Genomic DNA, 20,175 nt, shown 5'->3' on the forward strand with positions numbered 1-20,175 from the left:
ACTCGGAAAAATTCGGTAGCCAGGGTACGCGGTGGAACGAACGGGACGTACGGGAGGGGGGTGGCGAAGCCCGGCGGCGCGCGCCGTCAGCCGCCGCGGACCCAGCCGCCCGCGATCAGCAGGTCCAGCACCTGCGCCACGGCCTCGTCCGGCGCCAGCCGCGATGTGTCCAGCACCAGATCGGCGTCGCCGGGCTCCTCGTACGGGTCGGAGATGCCGGTGAACTCCGGGATGATCCCCGCCCGCGCCTTGGCGTACAGGCCCTTGCGGTCGCGCCGCTCGCACTCCTCCAGCGGCGTCGCGACATGGACCAGCACGAAGTCGCCCGCCGCCGACACCATCCGCCGCACCTCGGCGCGGGTCGCCGCGTACGGGGCGATCGGCGCGCAGATGGCCACCCCGCCGTGCCGGGTGACCTCGGTGGCGACGAACCCGATCCGGCGGATGTTGAGGTCGCGGTCGGCCTTGGAGAAGGTCAGCCCGGCCGACAGCAGCCGCCGCACCACATCGCCGTCCAGCAGCGACACGCTGCGGCCGCCGCGCTCGATCAGCGCGTCCGCCAGGCCCCGCGCCACCGTGGACTTGCCGGAGCCGGACAGGCCGGTGAAGAAGACCGTGAGGCCGCGCTCGTGCTTGGGCGGGCGGGCCACCGCCAGTTCGGCGGCCACCGCGGGCGGGGTGAACCAGTCGGGGACCGGCTCGCCGGCGTCCAGCAGCTCGCCGAGCCGGTCGGCGGTCAGCTCGGCCTGCACGTGGTCGGGCTCGATCCGGGCGACCGGGCGCCACACCTCCACGTCGGCGTCGTAGGCCCACGGCTCGGGCACCGCGACGGGGATCGCCGTGCCCTCGGCGGCCTCCTCGGCCAGCAGATGGGTGGCGCCGTAGGCGGCGGCGACGTGGGAGCGCAGCAGCAGGTCGCGCCGGCCGGCGTCCTCGGCGCCGTCGCCGCGCGGCGGCAGCGGGACGGGGACCACCTCGGTGCCCTCCGGCAGCTCCTTGCGGACCGCCAGCAGCGCCCGCACCAGCGCCTCGTCGTGCCGGCCGCCCAGCAGCGGCAGGATCAGCACCCGGGCGTCGAGCCGCTCGGCGACCTGCCGCAGCTGGCCCAGCTGCTTGCGGTGCAGCGGCTCGCGGGTCGCGACGGCCAGCACCGCGCCCTCGTGCGGCCGGATCTCGTCGGGACGACGGCGCAGCCGGTGGAACGGTCCGTGCGCGGGCGCGCGCAGGGCTTCGAGGGTCCCCGCGAGCCGCCAGCCCTGGGAGGTCGGCTCCTGCCAGGCCTCGGCGACGTCCAGGACGGCCAGCGGCACGCCCTCCGGGTCCTGCAGGACGACCCGCTCGTGCGCGGTGAACTCCTTGGGCACCGACAGCGTGACCGGGACCGGCCACGGCGTGCCGTCCGCAAGCCGCCCGCCCGCGATCACCATCGCGGTGTCGAACGAGCCGAGGAACCCGGCCAGCGGGCGGTACACGCCCGCCAGCAGCAGCTCCAGATCCGCGAGCTCGATCGCGTCCGGGCTCCATGCGGGCAGGTCGCGCAGCGTGTCGGGTAGGCCGGCGTCGGCGGTCACCGCGGTCTCCGATCCTGCCCGGGGCAACCGGGCTGGTCCAGGTCAACAGGGGTTTCCGCAGAAAAATACCGAGCCCGGCCGGGTGCTCGCACCTCGGCACGGGCCGGAACGGTTCAGAACAGGGCCGGAGCCGGTCTCGGGGTGGTGCTCAGATGACCCGGGCGAAACGGTTCTCGGGCTTGCGTATCACCAGCGTGACCTCGGTGTGGCCGGCGCTCAGCCGGCCCCGGCTCAGCAGCGCCGCCAGCCGGCACAGCGGCCCCAGGGAGCGGCCGGTGGCGCCCATCGCGTCCAGGCCGTCGCGCGAGGTGTACTCCTCGGAGATCACCAGGCCGCGCATCACGCAGTACCACCGCATGCCCTCCCGGGACGCCACCCGCTCGTACAGCGCGGCGGGCGGTGCCGCCGGGGCGCCGGCGGGGGCGTGGCCCGCGGCCGGATCCGGCCGCGCGGCCTCGCGGCGGGCCAGGCCGCGCCACAGCCGCTCGCGCATCCGGCGCGGCAGCCGGCGCTCCAGGAACCCGAAGGCGCTGTCGCGGTCGCGCAGCCGCACCAGCAGCAGCCCGCCGGGCTTGAGCGCGGCCACGAACCGGTCGAGCACCAGCTCGGCGTGCGGCACCCGCTCGATCAGGAACGGGGCGTGCACGATGTCGTAGGCGCGCGGCGGCATCGGGACGGTGCGCAGGTCGCCCAGGTGCCAGCCGTCCAGGTCGCCGCGGGCGCGGGTGTGGGCGCGCAGCGCGGGGGCGTCGAGGTCGACGCCGGTGGTCTGGTGCTCGCGGCCGCCCAGGTCGAGACCGCGGCCCCAGCCGCAGCCGGCCTCCAGCACGTGGATCCGCTGCAGCGGCCGCTCGCAGGCGTACTGCCGGGCCCGCCCGGAGAACAGGTCGCCCACCTCCAGCGGCGGCGGTCGCAGTTCGCTGGCCTGCGCCGCCACCGCGCGGCGGGGGATTCCCCTGGTCGAGCCGATCATTCGATCCGCTCCCTTCCGGGTGGTACTTGCGGCGTCCTCATCTCGCAGAGTAATCGTCCGACTGCGGACTGTCCGCTATTTGTCCATTCTTGGCTAGCGACGTGTCGCCCCTCGGCCAGGTCTTTCCGGAAACCGCGGCGGAACGGGCGGGGGCCGGGCGGGGTCCGCAAGTGGCCCGTCGGGTGACGGGGGAGCTGCTAACGTACGCCTGATTCAGTAGGTCATCCCTACTTTCTCCGTAGCTGTACGTGGCTCGTCGACCTTCAGTGCTTTCAGGGGGAAACGCATGCAGGGCGTGGTCGGTTACTCGCCGGGCGTCTTCGACCTTTTCCATGTCGGGCACCTGGACCTGCTGCGCCGTGCCGGCGGGGAGTGCGACCGGCTGGTGGCCGGGGTGCTCACCGACGAGCTGGCCGAGGAGCTGCACGGCGCGCGCCCGGTCGTCCCGCTGATCGAGCGGATGGAGATCGTGCGGAACGTGCGGCACGTCGACGAGGTCGTCGTGCTGGCCGAGCCCGGCCTGCGCGCGGCCTGGGAGTCGCTGGGCTTCGACCGGGTGTTCACCGGGTGCCCGGACGGCGTCCCCGCCGAGGTCGCCGAGCGCGGCCTGGCCGGGACCGGCGTGCGGGTCGTGCGCTACGAGGGGCTGGCCGAGACCGGCAGCCCGGTGCTGCGCGGCGCGCTGGGCGGCGCCCGGCAGGGCTCGGGCCCGAGGACGTCGGTCGCGTGAGCGCCCCCGGCCCCGCGCCCGCCCCAGGGCAAACGCCCGCCGCAGCCCCGGCCCCGCCCCGCGGTTTCCGCGAGGCCCTGGCCCGGCTGGCGTCCGCGCAGAAGACCGCCAAGGGCGCCCCCGCCTACTCCCGCTTCGTCAACCGGAAGCTGGGCCGGCTGCTGGCGGCGGTGTCGTACGTCGCCGGGCTGACGCCCAACCTGGTCACCGCGATCAGCGCCGCGTTCACCTTCACCGGCATCGCCCTGATCGCGCTGGTCGACCCCGCGCCCTGGCTGGGCGCCGCGGTCTGCCTGGCGCTGGTCGTCGGGTACGCCTTCGACGCCGCCGACGGCCAGCTGGCCCGGCTGCGCGGCGGCGGCTCCAAGTCCGGCGAGTACCTGGACCACATGGTCGACAGCGCCAAGATCTCCGCGCTGCACCTGGCGGTGCTGATCTCCTGGTACCGGTTCGGCGGCCTGGAGGACCGGGCCGCCTACCTGCTGGTCCCGGTCGGCTTCACCGTGGTGGCCGCGGTGATGTTCTTCGGGATGATCCTCAAGGACCTGCTGGCGCGGGCGCACCGCGCCGCGACCGGCGCCCCCGCGCCGCCCGCCGCCGCCCCGTCCACGGTGCGCTCGCTGCTGGTGATCCCGACCGACTACGGGCTGCTGTGCGTGGCGTTCCTGCTGCTCGGGTTCCCCGAGGTGTTCCGGCCGCTGTACGCGCTGATCTTCCTGGGCAACCTGCTGTTCCTGATGGCCGCCTCGGTGAAGTGGTTCCGCGAGGTCGGGGCGCTGGACGCCGCGCCCGCCGGGTCCCGGGCCGCCTCCGGCCGCTCGCCGGTGCTGCGGTGAGCGCCCCCGCCGACCGCCCCGTCGTCGGGTACGTGCCGGGGGCGTACGACATGTTCCACATCGGCCACCTCAACATCCTGAGGCGGGCCCGGACCGAGTGCGACCACCTGATCGCCGGGGTGGTCACCGACGAGGTGCTGGAGAAGGCCAAGGGACGGCCGCCGATCGTGCCGCTGGCCGAGCGGCTGGAGATCGTCGGCAGCATGGCGTGCGTGGACGAGGTCGTCACCGACGTGTCCAGCGACAAGGTCGTCATGTGGGAGCGGCTGGGCTTCGACGTGCTGTTCAAGGGCGACGACTGGAAGGGCACCGAGAAGGGCGACCGGCTGGAGGCCGATCTCGGTGCCCGCGGCGTGCGGGTGGTCTACTTCCCGTACACGGTGCACACCTCCAGCACCGCCCTGCGCCGCCTCATCACCGGCTCCTGAGCCGCCCCCCGGTCCGGGGGGCTCAGTGGTGGGAGGAGCCGGAGACGTCCAGGTCGCGCGGGGCCAGGACCCACACCAGCACCCCGGCCACCAGCAGCAGCACCCCGCCGGCCAGGCTCGCCCCCTCCAGCGAGGTCGTGAACGCGGCCTGGGCGCGGGCGGCCAGCTCGGCCCCGGCCGTGCCCGCGTGCGCGGCGATCTCCATGGCGTTGCCGATCGACTCCCGGGCCTCCGCCGCGGTGGCGCCGGTCACCCCGCGTTCGGCCAGCCAGGACGCCGGCAGGTCGCCGCGGTAGGCGGCGGCGGCGACGCTGCCCAGGACGGCGACGCCGAGCGCGGCGCCCAGTTCGTAGCTGGTCTCGTCCACGGCGGCGGCGCTGCCCGACTTCTCCGGCGGCGCCCCCACCATGATCACCGCGGAGGCGATCGCGAGCGAGCCCATCCCGGCGCCGACCAGCAGCAGCGCCACCGCGACCGTCGCGTACGACAGCGGCCGCGGCCCGAACGCGATGACCAGGTAGCCGGCGGCGCTGACCACCAGCCCGCCGGACAGCACGGCGCGGGCGCCGATCCGGGCGGCCAGGGCGGGCGCGGCCGGGGACGCGATCACCGCGCCGACCGCCGCGGGGAGCAGCCGGACGCCCGCCTCCAGCGGCCCGTACCCCTCGACCAGCTGCATCCACTGGGCGAGCAGCAGCAGGACGGCCGCCACCGCCAGGCTGGTGCACAGCGCGGCGACCGCGCCGGCGGAGAAGGCCCGCCGCCGGAACAGCCGGATCTCCAGGATCGGGTGCGGGATCCGCAGGCACCACACCACGAAGGCGGGCAGCGCCACGGCGGCGACCAGGGCCGCGACCAGCGCTCCGGGGTCGTCGAACCCCTCCTTGCCGAAGTGCTTGATGGCGTAGACGAGCGCGACCATGCCGGCGATCGACAGGACGGTGCCGACCGCGTCCCAGCGTCCGGGACGGGCGGCGCGCGACTCGGGCAGCAGCCACAGCCCGGCGGCGATCGCGACCACCATGACGGGAACGTTCACCAGGAACGCCGACTGCCAGCTGAAGTGCTCCAGCAGCGCGCCGCCGACGATCGGGCCGATCGCGGAGCCGACGGCCGCGGTCGCCGCCCAGACGCCGAGCGCGGTGGCGCGCTCCCTGGGGTCGGTGAACAGGTGGCGGATCATCGACAGCGTGGACGGCATGATCATCGCGCCGCCGACGCCGAGCAGCGCCCGGACCGCGATGACGTCGCCGGGCCCGTCGGCCAGCAGGACGGCGGCCGAGGCCACCCCGAACACGGCGAATCCGGCGACCAGCATGAGCCGCCGCCCGAAGCGGTCGCCGAGCGCGGCCACCGTGACCAGCAGCCCGGAGACCACCAGCGAGTACACGTCGACGATCCACAGCAGCTGGACGGAGTCCGGCCGCAGGTCGGCCGACAGCGCGGGCAGCGCCACGTTGAGGATCGTGATGTCCATCACGATGAGCAGCAGGCTGGCCGACAGCACGGCCAGCCCGGCCCACCGCCGGGGGTGCCCGGGCGGTGCGCCGGGCGGCGCCGCGGGATCGGCCCGCCCGCCGTCCGCCGAGAGCGCGGCGGGGGCGGGGGCGTGGTCGTGGTCCGAGGGGCGGGTCATGAGGTCGCTTCCGATCCCGGGGCGGCCTGGGGGCCGACGCCGTCGAAGAAGGTCGTGAACAGCAGGCGCTCGATGTCGCGCGGCGCCACGTCCCCGCGGGCCAGGCCGTCGCGCAGCCCGATCAGCAGCCCGAACAGGGCGTCGCTGACCCACCGGGCGGGCAGGTCGGCGCGCAGGACCCCGGCGCGCTGGGCGGCGGCGTAGAGGGCGATCTCGCGTTCCTCCAGCCGCTCGCTCCGCTCCTCCAGCGCGGACACGTCGGCCGCCAGGTACGCGGCCACCAGATGCACGGTCAGCGCGAACCCGTGCTCGTCGATCAAGGGGAGGAAGCCGCGCAGCAGCGCGCGCAGGGACGCGGCCACCCGTGCGGGGTCGCCGGACGCGGCGGCGTCGTCGATCTCCGCCTCGTCCTGCACCCGTTCCCAGCGGTCGAGGGCCCGCTCGGCGATGTGGTGCAGGAGCGTCTCGCGGGTGGCGAAATGGCGGTGGAGGGTCGCCCGGCTGATCCCGATCGCCTTGGCGAGGTCGGCCATGGAGGCCCCCGGGTCCCGGTTCAGGTGCCGGGTCGCGGCGGCGAGGATCGTCTCTTCGTCGGCCATATGCATCAACCATGTTTCTTGTGCGACAAGTTCGTCTCAAACGATACATGACTGTCGCACGGAGGCGCCCGGGACGGCGCCCGGAACCCGCCGTCCGGTGCCCGTCCGGGGCGCGTAGTCTGGTACCGGCACCGGGGTCCGCCGAGATCACCGGTCATTCGGGATGCCGCGCGACGGGCGCGGCGCCCGCCCGGCGGGGAATGGGTTGCGGGCGACGATGACGCTTTCTGGACTTGTTGATCTGGCGTGCTCCGGCCCTGAACTGGAGCGTGCGCTCAAGGAGTGGCGGATCGACCACGACGTGGTCGCGCCGCCGGCGGTGTGGCCGATCATGGCCGCCGCGCTGAGCCGCGCCCTGAAGCGCGGCGGCGAGGGCGGCCGCGACGGCGGCGGCGCGGTGCTGGCGGTGACCGCCACCGGGCGCGAGGCCGAGGACCTGACCTCGGCCCTGACCAGCCTGCTCGACCCCGGCCGGGTCGCGCACTTCCCGGCCTGGGAGACGCTGCCGCACGAGAAGCTGTCGCCGCGCTCCGACACCGTCGGGCAGCGGCTGGCCGTGCTGCGCCGCCTCGTCCACCCCGAGGCGTCCGACGCGTCCGACGCCTCCGGCGGCGACGGCGAGGCGGGGTCGGGCAAGTCGGGGCGGCTGGAGGTCGTGGTCACCCCGATCCGGGCCGTGCTGCAGCCGATCGTGTCCGGCCTGGCCGACCTGGAGCCCGTACGGCTGCGCGGCGGCGAGGACGCCGACCTGGACGACACCGTCCACCGCCTGGTCGAGGCCGGCTACCACCGCGTCGACCTGGTCGAGAAGCGCGGCGAGATCGCGGTGCGCGGCGGCATCCTCGACGTCTTCCCGCCCACCGAGGAGCACCCGCTCCGGGTGGAGTTCTGGGGCGACACGGTCGAGGAGATCCGCTACTTCAAGGCCGCCGACCAGCGGTCGCTGGAGATCGCCCAGGACGGGCTGTGGGCGCCGCCGTGCCGCGAGCTGCCGCTGACCGCCGCGGTGCGCGAGCGCGCCCGCGCGCTGGCCGAGCGGCACCCCTCCCTGGAGGAGATCCTCACCCGCATCGCCGACGGCGACACCGTCGAGGGCATGGAGGCGTTCTCGCCCGTCCTGGCCGAGAGCATGGAACTGCTCACCGACCTGCTCCCGGACGGCTCGGCGCTGCTGGTGTGCGAGCCCGAGCGCATCCGCACCCGCGCGATCGAGCTGGTCCGCACCAGCCAGGAGTTCCTGGAGGCCAGCTGGGTGAACGCCGCCGCGGGCGGCGAGGCCCCGATCGACCTCGGCGCCGCCGCGTTCCGCACGCTGGAGGACGTCCGGCGGCACAGCACCGAGCTGGGCCTGCCCCGCTGGACCGTCACCGCCCTGACGCAGGAGGGGGACGCGCTCAACCTGGGCGTGCAGCCCGCCGAGGCGTACCGGGGCGACACCGCCCGCGTCATGGGCGACCTCAAGCGCTGGATCGGCGAAGGCTGGCGGGTCGCGCTGGTCACGCCCGGCCACGGCCCCGCCGAACGGCTCGTCCAGCTCGTCGGCGAGGGCGGCCTGGGCGCCGCCCTCACCGACCTGGCGCAGCCGCCCCGCCCGGCGCTGGTCAACGTCAGTACCGGGCTGCTGGAGAACGGCTTCACCTGGGAGAGCGTCAAGCTCGCCGTGCTCACCGAGGCCGACCTGTCCGGGCAGAAGTCCTCCACCAAGGACATGCGGCGGATGCCGTCCCGGCGGCGCGGCGGCGTCGACCCGCTGCGGCTGCGCGCGGGCGACTACGTCGTGCACGAGCAGCACGGCGTGGGCCGCTACGTGGAGATGGTCAGCCGCACCGTCCAGGGCGCCACCCGCGAGTACCTGATCCTGGAGTACGCCAAGAGCGACCGGCTGTTCGTGCCCACCGACCAGCTGGAGGAGCTCACCCGCTACGTCGGCGGCGAGGCCCCCAGCCTGCACCGGCTCGGCGGCGCCGACTGGCAGAAGGCCAAGTCCCGGGCGCGCAAGGCGGTCAAGCAGATCGCCGGGGAGCTGATCCGGCTCTACTCGGCCCGGATGGCCAGTCCCGGCCACCCGTTCGCGCCCGACACGCCGTGGCAGCGGGAGCTGGAGGACGCCTTCCCCTACGTGGAGACCCCCGACCAGCTCGCCGCCATCGACGAGGTCAAGGGCGACATGGAGAAGCCCGTCCCGATGGACCGGCTGATCTGCGGCGACGTCGGCTACGGCAAGACCGAGATCGCGGTGCGGGCGGCGTTCAAGGCCGTCCAGGACGGGCGGCAGGTGGCGGTGCTGGTGCCGACCACCCTGCTGGTCCAGCAGCACCTGTCGACCTTCTCCGAGCGGTTCGGCGCCTTCCCCGTCGTGGTGAAGCCGATCTCCCGGTTCCAGACCGACCGGGAGATCGACGAGACGGTGCGCGGGCTGGCCGACGGCGCCGTCGACGTCGTCGTCGGCACGCACCGGATCCTGTCCGCGCAGACCCGCTTCAAGAACCTCGGCCTGGTGGTGATCGACGAGGAGCAGCGCTTCGGCGTCGAGCACAAGGAGGAGCTCAAGCGGCTGCGGACGCAGGTGGACGTGCTGGCGATGTCGGCCACCCCCATCCCGCGGACGCTGGAGATGGGCCTGACCGGCATCCGGGAGATGTCCACGATCCTCACCCCGCCGGAGGAGCGGCACCCGATCCTCACCTTCGTCGGGCCGTACGAGGAGAAGCAGATCGCCGCGGCCATCCGCCGCGAGCTGCTGCGCGAGGGCCAGGTGTTCTTCGTCCACAACCGGGTCCGCTCCATCAACAAGGTCGCCGCCAACCTCAAGCAGCTCGTCCCGGAGGCGCGGATCGCGACCGCGCACGGCCAGATGAACGAGCAGGAGCTCGAGAAGGTCATGGTCGACTTCTGGGAGAAGAACTACGACGTCCTGGTCGCCACCACGATCGTGGAGTCGGGCCTGGACGTGCCCAACGCCAACACGCTGATCGTCGACCGCGCCGACATGTACGGCCTGTCGCAGCTCCACCAGCTGCGCGGCCGGGTCGGCCGGGGCCGCGAGCGCGCCTACGCCTACTTCCTGTACCCGCCCGAGGTGCCGCTGACCGAGACCGCGCACGAGCGGCTCGCGACGCTGGCCCAGCACACCGAGATGGGCGCGGGCATGTACGTGGCGATGAAGGACCTGGAGATCCGCGGCGCCGGGAACATCCTGGGCGCCGAGCAGTCCGGGCACGTCGCCGGGGTCGGGTTCGACCTGTACGTGCGGATGGTCGGCGAGGCGGTGCGGGAGCTCAAGGAGGGCGGCGAGGGCGTCCCCGAGATGCCCGAGACGAAGGTCGAGCTGCCGGTGGACGCGCACCTGCCGCACGAGTACGTCCCCGGGGAGCGCCTCCGCCTGGACGCCTACCGCAGGATCGCCGCGATCACCGCCGAGGACGAGATCGCCGGCGTGCACGAGGAGCTCAAGGACCGCTTCGGCCAGCTCCCGGTGCCCGTGCTCAACCTGCTGGAGGTCGCCCGGTTCCGTGCCAAGGCGCGCCGGGCGGGGCTGACCGAGGTCACCGTCCAGGGCAACTTCATCAAGTTCGCCCCGGTCGACCTGCCCGACTCGCGGCAGGTCCGGCTGCAGCGGCTCTACCCCAAGAGCGTGCTGAAGCAGAACGTGAAGACGCTGTTGGTGCCCGTACCGCGGCGTTCGCAGGGGGGAGGGGCCGCGCCGCTGGGGGGCCGCCCGCTGCGCGACCAGGAGCTGCTGAAATGGGTCACCGACCTGGTCGAGGCCCTGTTCCTCGAACCCAAGCCCGCCTAGGCTGGCGACTCCTTGACGATCAAGGGCTGATGATCGATGACGTGCCGACGAGATGGGATCGACCGTGTCCGGTAGAACGATGAAGGCCGTGGCCGCCGCGGCGGTCGCGGCCGCCGCGCTGACGGGCTGCGGCGGGGGTTCGCTGAAGGTGGGCTCGGCCGCCCTCGTCGACGGCGACCGCATCACCGTCTCCACGCTCAACGAGGCGGTCCGCGACTGGCAGCGCGAGTTCCGCGCCGACACGACCGCCAACCGGATGCGGGCGGATCCGGGCAGCTTCGGCCAGGGCTCGGCCGCCGAGCCACTGTCGGAGACCGACCTGCGCCGGGCCCTCGACTGGATGGTCCGGTTCCGGATCGCCGACGAGGTCTCCCGCCGGCAGAACGTCCCGGTCTCCGAGGGCCGGGTCGACGAGGTCGTGAACAGGCTGAACCAGCTGGGCGGCGCCGCGTCGCGGACCCGTGCCGAGGGGCTGCCCGCCCGCTACACCCGCGACGTGGCCCGGGTGGTGGCCGTCGAGGACGATCTGGCCAGGCGCTTCGGCGCCACCGGCGACCCGCGCAGCCCGCAGACCGCCGCCGCGGTGCAGCAGCTGGAGGGCGTCCTCGTCGAGACCGCCGGGCGGATGAAGATCACGATCAATCCGCGGTTCGGCTCGTTCGACGCCCGCCGGGTCGTGATCAACCCCGCGACCACCGGGCTGTCGGCCCCCGAGTCGGGCATCCGCTGAGCCATGGGCGCCGAGCTGACCCTGCTGGCGACCACCCACCGGGTGGCGCCCGGCCTGCTGACCTGGAAGGCGTGGGAGACGCTGCGCGCGGCGTCCCGGGTGCTGGCCGGGTCCGCCGATCATCCGCTGCTGCCCTACGCGCGGGACGCCGGTGTCACGGTCGAGGTGATCGAACCCGAGGCCCGCGCGCTCGTGGACGCCGCACGCGCCGCCCCGGTCGTGTGGCTCGCCGCGCCCGACGGCGACGAGGCGCTGATGCGGCGGATCGGGGAGATCGCGGTCGCCGAGCCGCTCGGGATCGAGGTGCTGCACGGCTCCTACGACCTGCCCGGGGCCCGGCTGCTCGACCTGGTGTCGGTGATGGACACGCTGCGCCGCGAGTGTCCCTGGGACCGCGAGCAGACCCACGCCTCCCTCGTCCGCTACCTGCTGGAGGAGGCCTACGAGGTCGCCGAGACCGTCGAGGAGGGCGACTACGGCGCGCTGCGCGAGGAGCTCGGCGACGTGCTGATGCAGGTGGCCTTCCACGCGGTGGTGGCCTCCGAGCGGACCGGCGAGACCGCGTTCACCATCGACGACGTGGCGGCCGGGATCGTCGACAAGCTGGTCCGGCGGCATCCGCACGTGTTCGCGGACGTGACCGTCTCCGGCGCCGACGAGGTCAACGCCAACTGGGAGGAGATCAAGGCGGCCGAGCGGGCGGCCAAGGCGGAGGCGGGCGGCGGCGAGGCGGTGCCCTCGGCGCTGGACGGCGTGCCGATGGGGCAGCCCGCGCTGTCGCTGGCCGCCCAGCTCCAGCGGCGGGCCGGCCGCGAGGGCGCTCCGGACGATCTCGCACCCGCCGGGAACGCCGTAGGGGAAAGGCTTTTCGCGCTGGTCAAGGAAGCGCGGGAGCAGGGTCTGGACCCCGAGGCGGAATTGCGAGCGATCTCCCGGGTATTCCGTGATCGTGTTCAATCCTGGGAAAGGGAGCAGAACGCCGGATAAGCCGGGAGGCATCCGAAAGATCGCCGTATGGGTGGTCCGTCGGGTAAGGCCCGTCTACGCTGAGCGCGTGCTGGCTGAGGCTCGCGACCGCGCCGAGGACGGAGACGTCCACGAGAAGGGCCTGTGGCGCCCGGCCGAGTCCGGGCCGCCCGGCCGCGGCGACCGGGCCCGCGCCATCCGCGGCCTGGGCGGCTTCGGCGTCCTGGCCGGCGTGCTGGTCGCCCTGATCGCGCTGCCGACCGCGTGCCTGACCGGCGTCGGCGCCCGGGACGCGGCCAACTGGTTCCAGACCGACCCCGACGACCTCGACACCGCCGGGGTGCCGCAGCGCTCGCGGATCCTGGCCGCCGACGGCACGGTCATCGCCACGTTCTTCTACGAGAACCGGGTGGACGTGCGGCTGGACCAGGTCGCCCCGGTGCTCCGCCGCGCCGTCCTGGCGATCGAGGACAGCCGGTTCTACGAGCACGGCGCCCTCGACTCCCAGGGCACGCTGCGCGCCCTGGTCAGCAACCTCGGCTCCGGCGAGGTCACCCAGGGCGGCTCGGGCCTCACCCAGCAGTACGTCAAGAACCTGCTGTTCACCACGGCCGAGTCCGAGGAGGAGCAGCTGGCGGCCAAGGAGGTCTCGGCCGCCCGCAAGGTGCGCGAGCTGCGGTACGCGGCCGCGATGGAGCGCCGCTTCAGCAAGGACGAGATCTTCGCCCGCTACCTCAACATCGCCTACTTCGGCGGCGGCGCGTACGGCATCGAGTCCGCCTCCCGGCACTTCTTCTCCAAACCCGCCGCCCGGCTGACGCTGCCCGAGGCGGCGCTGCTGGCCGGGGTGATCCGCTACCCCTACGCCTACGACCCGGTGCGCCGCCCCGGCGCGGCCAAGGAGCGCCGCGACGTGGTGATCAACCGGATGGCCGAGCTCGGCTGGATCACCCGCCCCGAGGCCGACGCCGCGCTCCGCCGCCCGCTGGGGCTGCGGATCCACACCACCCGCAGCGGCTGCGTCACCAGCTCGGCGCCGTTCTTCTGCGACTACGTCCAGCGCGAGATCCTCACCAACCCCGCGTTCGGCGCCACCGCCAAGGAGCGCGAGAAGCTGCTGAAACGCGGCGGCCTCACCATCCGCACCACCCTCGACCGGCAGACCCAGAAGGCCGCGCAGCGCGCCGTCGACCGGCACGTGCCGCACAAGAACTCCGCCGGCAAGGCCGCCGCCGAGGCGCTGGTCGAACCCGGCACCGGCGAGATCAAGGGCCTGGTCGTGGACCGCAGGCTCGGCCCGGACGCCGAGCGGGGCAAGACCTGGATCAACTTCGCCGCCGACGCCAGCCACGGCTCCAGCATCGGCATGCAGGCCGGGTCGACGTTCAAGGCGTTCACGCTGGCCGCCGCGCTCGAGGAGGACATGCCGTTCGGCACCCGGCTGATGGCGCCGCGCGCCTTCACCCCGACCGGCTTCCGGGACTGCGCGGGCCGTTCCGTCAACAGCAGCGGCGCGCTGCGCAACTCCGCCGACGGCGAGGGCGGCAAGAGCTTCAGCCTCGTCACCGGCACCCACCACTCGGTGAACACCTTCTTCCTCGCCCTGGAACGCGAGGTCGGCCTCTGCGACACCGTCAAGATGGCCGAACGGCTCGGCATGCGGCAGGCCGACGGCAAGCGGATGGGGCAGTACCCGTCGTTCACGCTCGGGGCCGCGCAGGTGTCGCCGCTGCGGCTGGCCGCCGCGTACGCCGCGTTCGGCGCCCGCGGCCGCTACTGCGAGCCGGTCGCGATCAAGCAGATCACCGACGCCGCCGGGAAGCGCCTCAAGGTACCCGGCGCCCGCTGCCGGCAGGTCATGGACCGGGGCGTGGCCGACGCCGTCAACCACGTGCTGCGCGGCGTCCTCACCAAGGGCACCGCCCGCGGGATGGGCCTGGGCCGTCCCGCCGCCGGCAAGACCGGCACGGTCGACGACTTCTCCGCCGCCTGGTTCGCCGGCTACACGCCCGACCTGGCCGCGGCCGTGTGGGTCGGCGACCCGCGCGGCGGCTACCGGTACCCGATGACCGGCCTGTGCATGGACGGCCGCTGCTACGGCTCGGTGTTCGGCGCCACCATCCCCGCGCCGATCTGGCAGGACAGCATGACGGGCGCGCTGGCCGGACGCCCCGCGTCCTCCTTCAACCGGCCGCCCTCGCACTACTTCAGCAAGGGCAGCGGAGAGGACCGCGTCAAGCTGCCCGACGTCCGCGGCATGAAGGTGGACGAGGCCGTCGCCAAGCTCCGCGCCGCCGGGTTCCGGGCACGGATCGGCGGAAGCGTCGAGTCCGACGAGTACCCGGAGGGGACCGTCGCCGAGATGTCCCCGGAGCCGGGCCAGGTCGAGCCGGGCGGGACCGTCACGCTGCGTCCCAGCAAGGGCGGCGGGGAGCCCGAGGAGCCCGCCGGGCCCGACGACCCCGCGGCCCCGCCCGTCACGCCGCAGCCTGTACCGCCCATAACCCCAGGTCCGCGGCCCGGGGAATGACCGGCGCGATTGTGTGACAAGTCCATCGGCAGGGTAGATCCTCCGGCGGTACGGGCCGTCGGGGGACCCGTCCGGGGGATCGGGGAACAACGTCATGCGTGCCGTCGCCATTTCAGAACTCGGCGCCACACCGGTGCCGACGAACCTGCCGGTGCCGGAACCGGGGCCGGGGGAGGCGCTGGTCAGGGTGATCGCCGCCGGACTCAACCCGATGGACTGGAAGATCGCCGACGGGCTCCTCAAGGACTCGGTGCCCTACCACTTCCCGCTGATCCTGGGCCAGGACGGCGCGGGCGTCGTCGACGCCGTCGGCGAGGACGCCGCGTTCCCGGTGGGCGAGCAGGTCTTCGGCCGCTTCTTCGGCGTCCCGCGCGGCCTGGGCACCTACGCCGAGTACACGATCGCCGCCCCCGACGACGCCGTGCTGCCGATGCCCGAGGGCATGCTCTACACGCAGGCCGCCACCCTCCCGACCCCGGGGATGACCGCCGTGGCGATCGCCGACGCCGCGGAGGTGGAGGCCGGCCGGACGGTCCTGGTCGTCGGCGCCACCGGCGGCGTGGGCCAGCCGGTGGTGCGGCTGGCGTCCCGGCGCGGCGCCACGGTGATCGCCACCGCCCGTCCCGACATGGCCGGGCGGATGCGCGAGCTGGGCGCGGCCGAGACCGTCGACCACGGCGAGGACGAGCTCAACGACCAGATCCGCGAGCACCGCCCCGACGGCGTGGACGTGATCATCGACCTGGTCAGCGACCGGGCGGCCGCCGAGCGCCTGGCCGCCCTGCTGCGTCCCGGCGGCGTGTACGCCAGCACCACGTGGGCGCTGAACCCCGACGCCCTGGAGGCCCAGGACATCCGCGGCGTCAACATCGACTACACCCCCACCCCGGACCTCCTGCGCCGCGTCGTCGAGCTGGCCGCCGAGGGCGATCTGGAGATCGGCGTGGAGGAGGAGATCCCCCTGGAGGAGGCACCCGCCGCGATCGCGCGCAGCCGCGCCGGCGGTGCCCGCGGCAAGACGGTGATCCGTCCCTAGAGCGGAGGCGACCCCATGAGCGACGACGAGAAGCGGAAGCGCGTCCGCGACATCGAGCAGACCCTGAACACGCTCCGAGGCGAACTGGGGGAGCCCTCCGACGACCCCAGGGACTACGGCGACGCGGGCCAGGACCTGGTCCAGCGGGAAGAACACGCCGCCCAGATAGAAGCCCTCGAAACCGAGCGCGACCGCCTCCTCGAAGAACTGAACGACTGACCCCTACACAGCGGGGAGTCTCAGCACGAAGCGGGCGCCGGGTCTGCCGTCGGGGCGGTCGGTGAGGGTGAGGGTGCCGCCGTGGGCGACGGCGATGTCGCGGGCGATGGCGAGGCCGAGGCCGGTGCCGCCGGCGTCGCGGTGGCGGCCCTCGGCGAGGCGGGTGAAGCGTTCGAAGACGCGTTCGCGGTCGGCGGGGGCGACGCCGGGCCCGTCGTCGTAGACCTCGATGACGGCGGTGCGGGCGGAGCCGAGGGCGCCCGCGCCGTCGTGCGGTTCGACGCCGAGGGTGACGGTCACCTCGGAGGCGGCGTGCCGGTCGGCGTTGTCGAGCAGGTTGGTCACCAGCCGGGCGAGTTCGGAGCGGCCGCCCTGGACGATCACCGGGTCGCCGCCGCTGACCGTGAACCGGGAGCGCCGGGGCCGGTTGAGCACCTCCTGGTCGGCCAGCGCCTGCAGGTCGACGCGTTCCTTGGCGATGTTGGGGTCGGCCTCCAGCCGGGCGATGGCCAGCAGGTCGTCCAGGACGGCGTGCAGCCGTTCGGCGTTGACCAGGACGGCCTCCAGGGTCTCGTACGCGTCGGACTCCTCCGGGTCCGACAGCGCCAGTTCGAGTTCCATCCGCAGCCCGGTGAGGGGGCTGCGGAGCTCGTGGGAGACGTCGGAGACGAAGCCGCGCAGCCGGGCGACGGCGCCTTCCAGCCGGTCCAGGGTGGCGTTGACGCTCTCGGCGAGCCGGGCGATCTCGTCGCTGCGGTCGGGGACGGGGACGCGGCGTTCGAGGTCGGTGGCGGTGATCTCGTCGAGTTCGGCGCGGATGTCCTCGACGGGGCGCAGCACGCGTCCCGCGGCGTGCCAGGTGAGGTAGCCGACGACCGAGGCGAGGCCGGGGACGATGACCAGTCCGGCCAGTGCGACGTCGACGCGCGGGACGATGCCGGGTTCGGGGGCCAGGGAGTAGACGAGCCGCTGGGCGGGGCCCTCTCCGACGCGGTAGACGACCACGACGAAGCAGCGTCCTCCGGGGGCGTCGATCTCGCAGCTGCGCCCTTCGCGGTAGTTGAGCATGGGCGGGGGCGGCGCGAAGTTGACCGGGGGGTAGCCCGCGATGCCGTGGGTGGACGCGACGATGGCGCCTCTGCCGTCGACCACCTGGATGAGGCCCTCGGAGACCAGCCGGGGGACGATCCGGTTCGCGCGGCTGAGGGCGGCGATCTGGCGGGCGGATCTGGACAGGTCCGATTTCAGGTCGTTGATGTGGGCCTGGTGGACCAGGGCGAGCGCGGCGATGTAGAGGCCGAGGGCGAGGATGCCGGTGACGAGGGCGGCCCAGGCCGTGACGCGGACCCGGATGGCCGGGTCGAGCAGGACCCCGCGGCGCGTCCACGGGATCCGGGTCGATGCGGGGTCGCGCGCCTTCACCGGAAGGAGGTTCCCCGTAGAAGGTAAAAGTGAGCCCGGCCGATGGCCAACAGGGTGTCTGCGGCGATCGGCCGGGCTCGGTGGCCGGCCCCGGTCAGGGGCGTGGTGCGGGCGGTGCTCCCGTCCGCGCGGGCCCTCAGGCGGAGGGGGCGGCGGCCTTGTCGGTGTCGGGCGGGGTCTGCCCTTCGGTGACGGCGGGCTCGCCGGCCGGCGGCTCCAGGTCCCGCTCGGCCAGGTGCTGGCGGATGGAGTAGGCCAGCGCGGCGGCCCAGACGGCGTAGATGACCACGTAGAAGGCGTACCGGACGCCGTCGGGCGCGTCGATCCAGTCGCTGCGCAGCAGGGTGCGGCTGTTGGTGAGGATGATGAGGCCGCCGACGGCGCTGCCCAGGACGCGCGGGGGCACGTGCCGCACCAGCCAGGCGGCGATGGGGGCGGCGATGACGCCGCCGATGAGGAGGGCGGCGACCCAGGTGAAGTCGATGTCCTCGGAGCCGATGCCGATGATGAACCCGACGCTGGCGGCGACGGCGATGAGGAACTCGCTGGTGTCGATGGAGCCGATGGTCTTGCGGGGCTCCAGGCGGCCGCTGGCCAGGATGGCGGGGGTGCCGACGGGGCCCCAGCCGCCGCCTCCGGTGGAGTCGACGAACCCGGCGACCAGGCCGAGCGGGCCGAGGAACCGCTTGCGCAGCGGCTTGCCGAGCTGGTCGCGGCGCAGGCCCCGGAGGGTGAAGCGGACCAGGACGTAGAGGCCGAGGGTCAGCAGGATGATCGCCATGACCGGTTCGGCGGTCTCGGTGGAGAGCCCGGAGAGGAAGGTGGCGCCGGCGAACGCGCCCACGGCTCCGGGGATGCCGATCTTGGCGACGACCTTCCAGTCGACGTTGCCGAACCGCCAGTGCGAGGCGCCCGAGACCAGCGTGGTCCCGATCTCGGCCAGGTGGACGGTGGCCGAGGCGGCGGCCGGGTTGGTGCCGATGGCCAGCAGCAGCGTGGTCGACGTGACCCCGTAGGCCATGCCGAGGCTGCCGTCGACGAGTTGGGCGCCCAGGCCGACCAGGGCTAGCAGGACGAGTTTGCGCACAGGTTCACCACCAGGGAGGTGCAGGGGGGGAGGGCGGCGTCAGGGGAACGCCGGTCTTGATCTATTTCCTACTATTTTAGTTTGGTTGGTTTTCATAGTAGACAAGCCCTGGATTGCCACGTCAAGTGGGCGGTCGTCCGACTTCGGCCTCCGCATCGGTTCCGGGGGGTCCCCTTATGGGGCGGTTCCGGGGGAACGGGCGTGCCAGTTGGGTGACCGGGGCGCGGCGCGGATAGGCTCGTGTGCCGTACGCCCGCGGCCGGCGCCCATGTCGGCGGCGGCGGCGTGCCGCCGGAAACGCACCAGCCGAACGGACCAACAGGGAGATGCCCGTGTCGTCGATCGAGGCCGTCCTCGCCCGGGAGATCCTGGACTCTCGCGGCAACCCGACCGTCGAGGTCGAGGTGCTGCTCGCCGACGGGACCGAGGCGCACGCCGCCGTCCCCAGCGGCGCCTCCACCGGCCAGTTCGAGGCCGTCGAGCTGCGCGACGGCGACGAGCGCTACGGCGGCAAGGGCGTGCGGAAGGCGGTCAAGGCCGTCAACGACACCATCGACGAGCGCCTGGTCGGCTACCCGGCCGACGAGCAGCGCCTGATCGACCAGCTGCTGCTCGACCTCGACGGCACCCCCGGCAAGTCCGAGCTGGGCGCCAACGCCATCCTCGGCGTCAGCCTGGCGGTGGCCAAGGCCGCGGCCGAGTCGGCCGGGCTGCCGCTGTTCCGGTACGTGGGCGGCCCCAACGCCCACCTGCTGCCGGTCCCGATGATGAACATCCTCAACGGCGGGGCGCACGCCGACAGCAACGTCGACATCCAGGAGTTCATGATCGCCCCGATCGGGGCGCCGACGTTCTCCGAGGCGGTCCGCTGGGGCGCCGAGACCTACCACGCGCTCAAGTCCGTCCTGAAGGGCAAGGGGCTGAGCACCGGCCTGGGCGACGAGGGCGGCTTCGCCCCCGACCTGCCCAGCAACCGGGAGGCGCTCGACCTCATCCTGGAGGCCGTCCGCAAGGCCGGGTTCACCCCGGGCCGCGACATCGTGCTCGCCCTGGACGTGGCGGCCACCGAGTTCCACTCCGGCGGCGCCTACGAGTTCGAGGGCGCCAAGCGCTCCGCCGAGGAGATGGCGACCTACTACGCCGAGCTGCTGGACGGCTACCCGCTGGTGTCCATCGAGGACCCGCTCGACGAGGAGGACTGGGACGGCTGGAAGGCGCTGACCGACGCCGTCGGCTCCCGCGTCCAGCTGGTCGGCGACGACCTGTTCGTCACCAACCCCGAGCGGCTGGCCCGCGGCATCGACTCCGGCACCGCCAACGCGCTGCTGGTCAAGGTCAACCAGATCGGCACCCTCACCGAGACCCTGGACGCGGTCACCCTGGCGCAGACCAGCGGCTACCGCTGCATGATGAGCCACCGGTCCGGCGAGACCGAGGACACCACCATCGCCGACCTGGCCGTCGCCACCAACTGCGGCCAGATCAAGACCGGCGCCCCCGCCCGCAGCGACCGGGTCGCCAAGTACAACCAGCTGCTGCGCATCGAGGAACTGCTCGGCGACGCGGCCCGCTACGCCGGCGCCGGCGCGTTCCCGCGCTTCGACCGGCAGGGCTGA

At 73.7% G+C, this 20,175-nt stretch carries 16 protein-coding genes; 10 read left to right on the forward strand and 6 right to left on the reverse strand.

Features of this window, described 5'->3' with window-relative positions; genetic code table 11:
• Positions 1–86: 86 nt before the first annotated feature.
• Positions 87–1,571 (reverse strand): adenylyl-sulfate kinase, encoded by a 1,485-nt coding sequence (gene cysC, locus ACZ466_RS30015; protein ID WP_378293451.1) that lies wholly within the window; start codon positions 1,569–1,571, stop codon positions 87–89.
• Between the two features lie 148 nt (positions 1,572–1,719).
• Entirely contained in the window at positions 1,720–2,544 is an 825-nt protein-coding gene (locus tag ACZ466_RS30020) for a class I SAM-dependent methyltransferase (protein ID WP_464041748.1), read from the reverse strand.
• A 286-nt stretch (positions 2,545–2,830) separates the two neighbouring features.
• Here ACZ466_RS30020 and ACZ466_RS30025 point away from each other — a divergent pair, with 286 nt between their 5' ends.
• Genes ACZ466_RS30025 through ACZ466_RS30035 form a run of 3 tightly spaced genes read left to right on the forward strand, consistent with a single transcriptional unit; the run spans position 2,831 to position 4,538 of the window.
• Complete coding sequence (locus ACZ466_RS30025; protein WP_378287900.1) at positions 2,831–3,274, forward strand: FAD synthase family protein; 444 nt, start codon at positions 2,831–2,833, stop codon at positions 3,272–3,274.
• A complete protein-coding gene (locus ACZ466_RS30030) occupies positions 3,271–4,110 on the forward strand; it encodes a CDP-alcohol phosphatidyltransferase family protein (protein WP_378287901.1) in 840 nt (279 codons plus the stop codon). The genes ACZ466_RS30025 and ACZ466_RS30030 overlap by 4 nt, the downstream gene beginning before the upstream one ends.
• Positions 4,107–4,538 (forward strand): FAD synthase family protein, encoded by a 432-nt coding sequence (locus tag ACZ466_RS30035; RefSeq protein WP_378287902.1) that lies wholly within the window; start codon positions 4,107–4,109, stop codon positions 4,536–4,538. The genes ACZ466_RS30030 and ACZ466_RS30035 overlap by 4 nt, the downstream gene beginning before the upstream one ends.
• A 22-nt stretch (positions 4,539–4,560) precedes the next feature.
• On the opposite strand, the gene ACZ466_RS30040 is transcribed toward ACZ466_RS30035, so the two are convergent.
• Together ACZ466_RS30040 and ACZ466_RS30045 are read right to left on the reverse strand one after the other, a co-directional pair.
• Positions 4,561–6,174, reverse strand: a complete 1,614-nt coding sequence (locus tag ACZ466_RS30040) for an MFS transporter (protein ID WP_378287903.1) — start codon at positions 6,172–6,174, stop codon at positions 4,561–4,563.
• On the reverse strand, positions 6,171–6,773 hold the full coding sequence (locus tag ACZ466_RS30045; RefSeq protein WP_378287904.1) for a TetR/AcrR family transcriptional regulator: 603 nt from the start codon (positions 6,771–6,773) through the stop codon (positions 6,171–6,173). Before ACZ466_RS30045 ends, ACZ466_RS30040 begins: the two co-directional genes overlap by 4 nt.
• Positions 6,774–6,990: 217 nt before the next feature.
• On the opposite strand from ACZ466_RS30045, the gene mfd reads away from it, so the two are divergent.
• From mfd to ACZ466_RS30075, 6 genes are all read left to right on the forward strand, one after another.
• A complete protein-coding gene (gene mfd / locus ACZ466_RS30050; protein ID WP_378287905.1) occupies positions 6,991–10,569 on the forward strand; it encodes a transcription-repair coupling factor in 3,579 nt (1,192 codons plus the stop codon).
• A gap of 64 nt (positions 10,570–10,633) precedes the next feature.
• Positions 10,634–11,299, forward strand: a complete 666-nt coding sequence (locus ACZ466_RS30055; RefSeq protein WP_464041749.1) for a hypothetical protein — start codon at positions 10,634–10,636, stop codon at positions 11,297–11,299.
• Between the two features lie 3 nt (positions 11,300–11,302).
• Positions 11,303–12,286 carry a nucleoside triphosphate pyrophosphohydrolase gene (locus ACZ466_RS30060; RefSeq protein WP_378287907.1) on the forward strand — a complete coding sequence of 328 codons (984 nt, stop codon included), beginning with the start codon at positions 11,303–11,305 and terminating at the stop codon, positions 12,284–12,286.
• A 67-nt stretch (positions 12,287–12,353) separates the two neighbouring features.
• Positions 12,354–14,795 (forward strand): penicillin-binding protein, encoded by a 2,442-nt coding sequence (locus ACZ466_RS30065; RefSeq protein ID WP_378287908.1) that lies wholly within the window; start codon positions 12,354–12,356, stop codon positions 14,793–14,795.
• Positions 14,796–14,889: 94 nt separating this feature from the next.
• Positions 14,890–15,831, forward strand: coding sequence for an NADP-dependent oxidoreductase (locus ACZ466_RS30070; RefSeq protein WP_378287909.1), 942 nt, complete (start codon positions 14,890–14,892; stop codon positions 15,829–15,831).
• A gap of 15 nt (positions 15,832–15,846) precedes the next feature.
• Entirely contained in the window at positions 15,847–16,050 is a 204-nt protein-coding gene (locus ACZ466_RS30075; protein ID WP_378287910.1) for a hypothetical protein, read from the forward strand.
• A 3-nt stretch (positions 16,051–16,053) separates the two neighbouring features.
• Here the strand turns inward: ACZ466_RS30075 and ACZ466_RS30080 are convergent, their stop codons facing one another.
• A complete protein-coding gene (locus tag ACZ466_RS30080; RefSeq protein WP_378287911.1) occupies positions 16,054–17,472 on the reverse strand; it encodes a sensor histidine kinase in 1,419 nt (472 codons plus the stop codon).
• Positions 17,473–17,608: 136 nt separating this feature from the next.
• On the reverse strand, positions 17,609–18,559 hold the full coding sequence (locus ACZ466_RS30085) for a sulfite exporter TauE/SafE family protein (RefSeq protein WP_378287912.1): 951 nt from the start codon (positions 18,557–18,559) through the stop codon (positions 17,609–17,611).
• A gap of 332 nt (positions 18,560–18,891) precedes the next feature.
• Between ACZ466_RS30085 and eno the strand changes: the two genes are divergently transcribed.
• Positions 18,892–20,175 (forward strand): phosphopyruvate hydratase, encoded by a 1,284-nt coding sequence (gene eno / locus ACZ466_RS30090; RefSeq protein WP_378287913.1) that lies wholly within the window; start codon positions 18,892–18,894, stop codon positions 20,173–20,175.

The sequence above is a fragment of the Actinomadura rugatobispora genome, assembly GCF_055379765.1.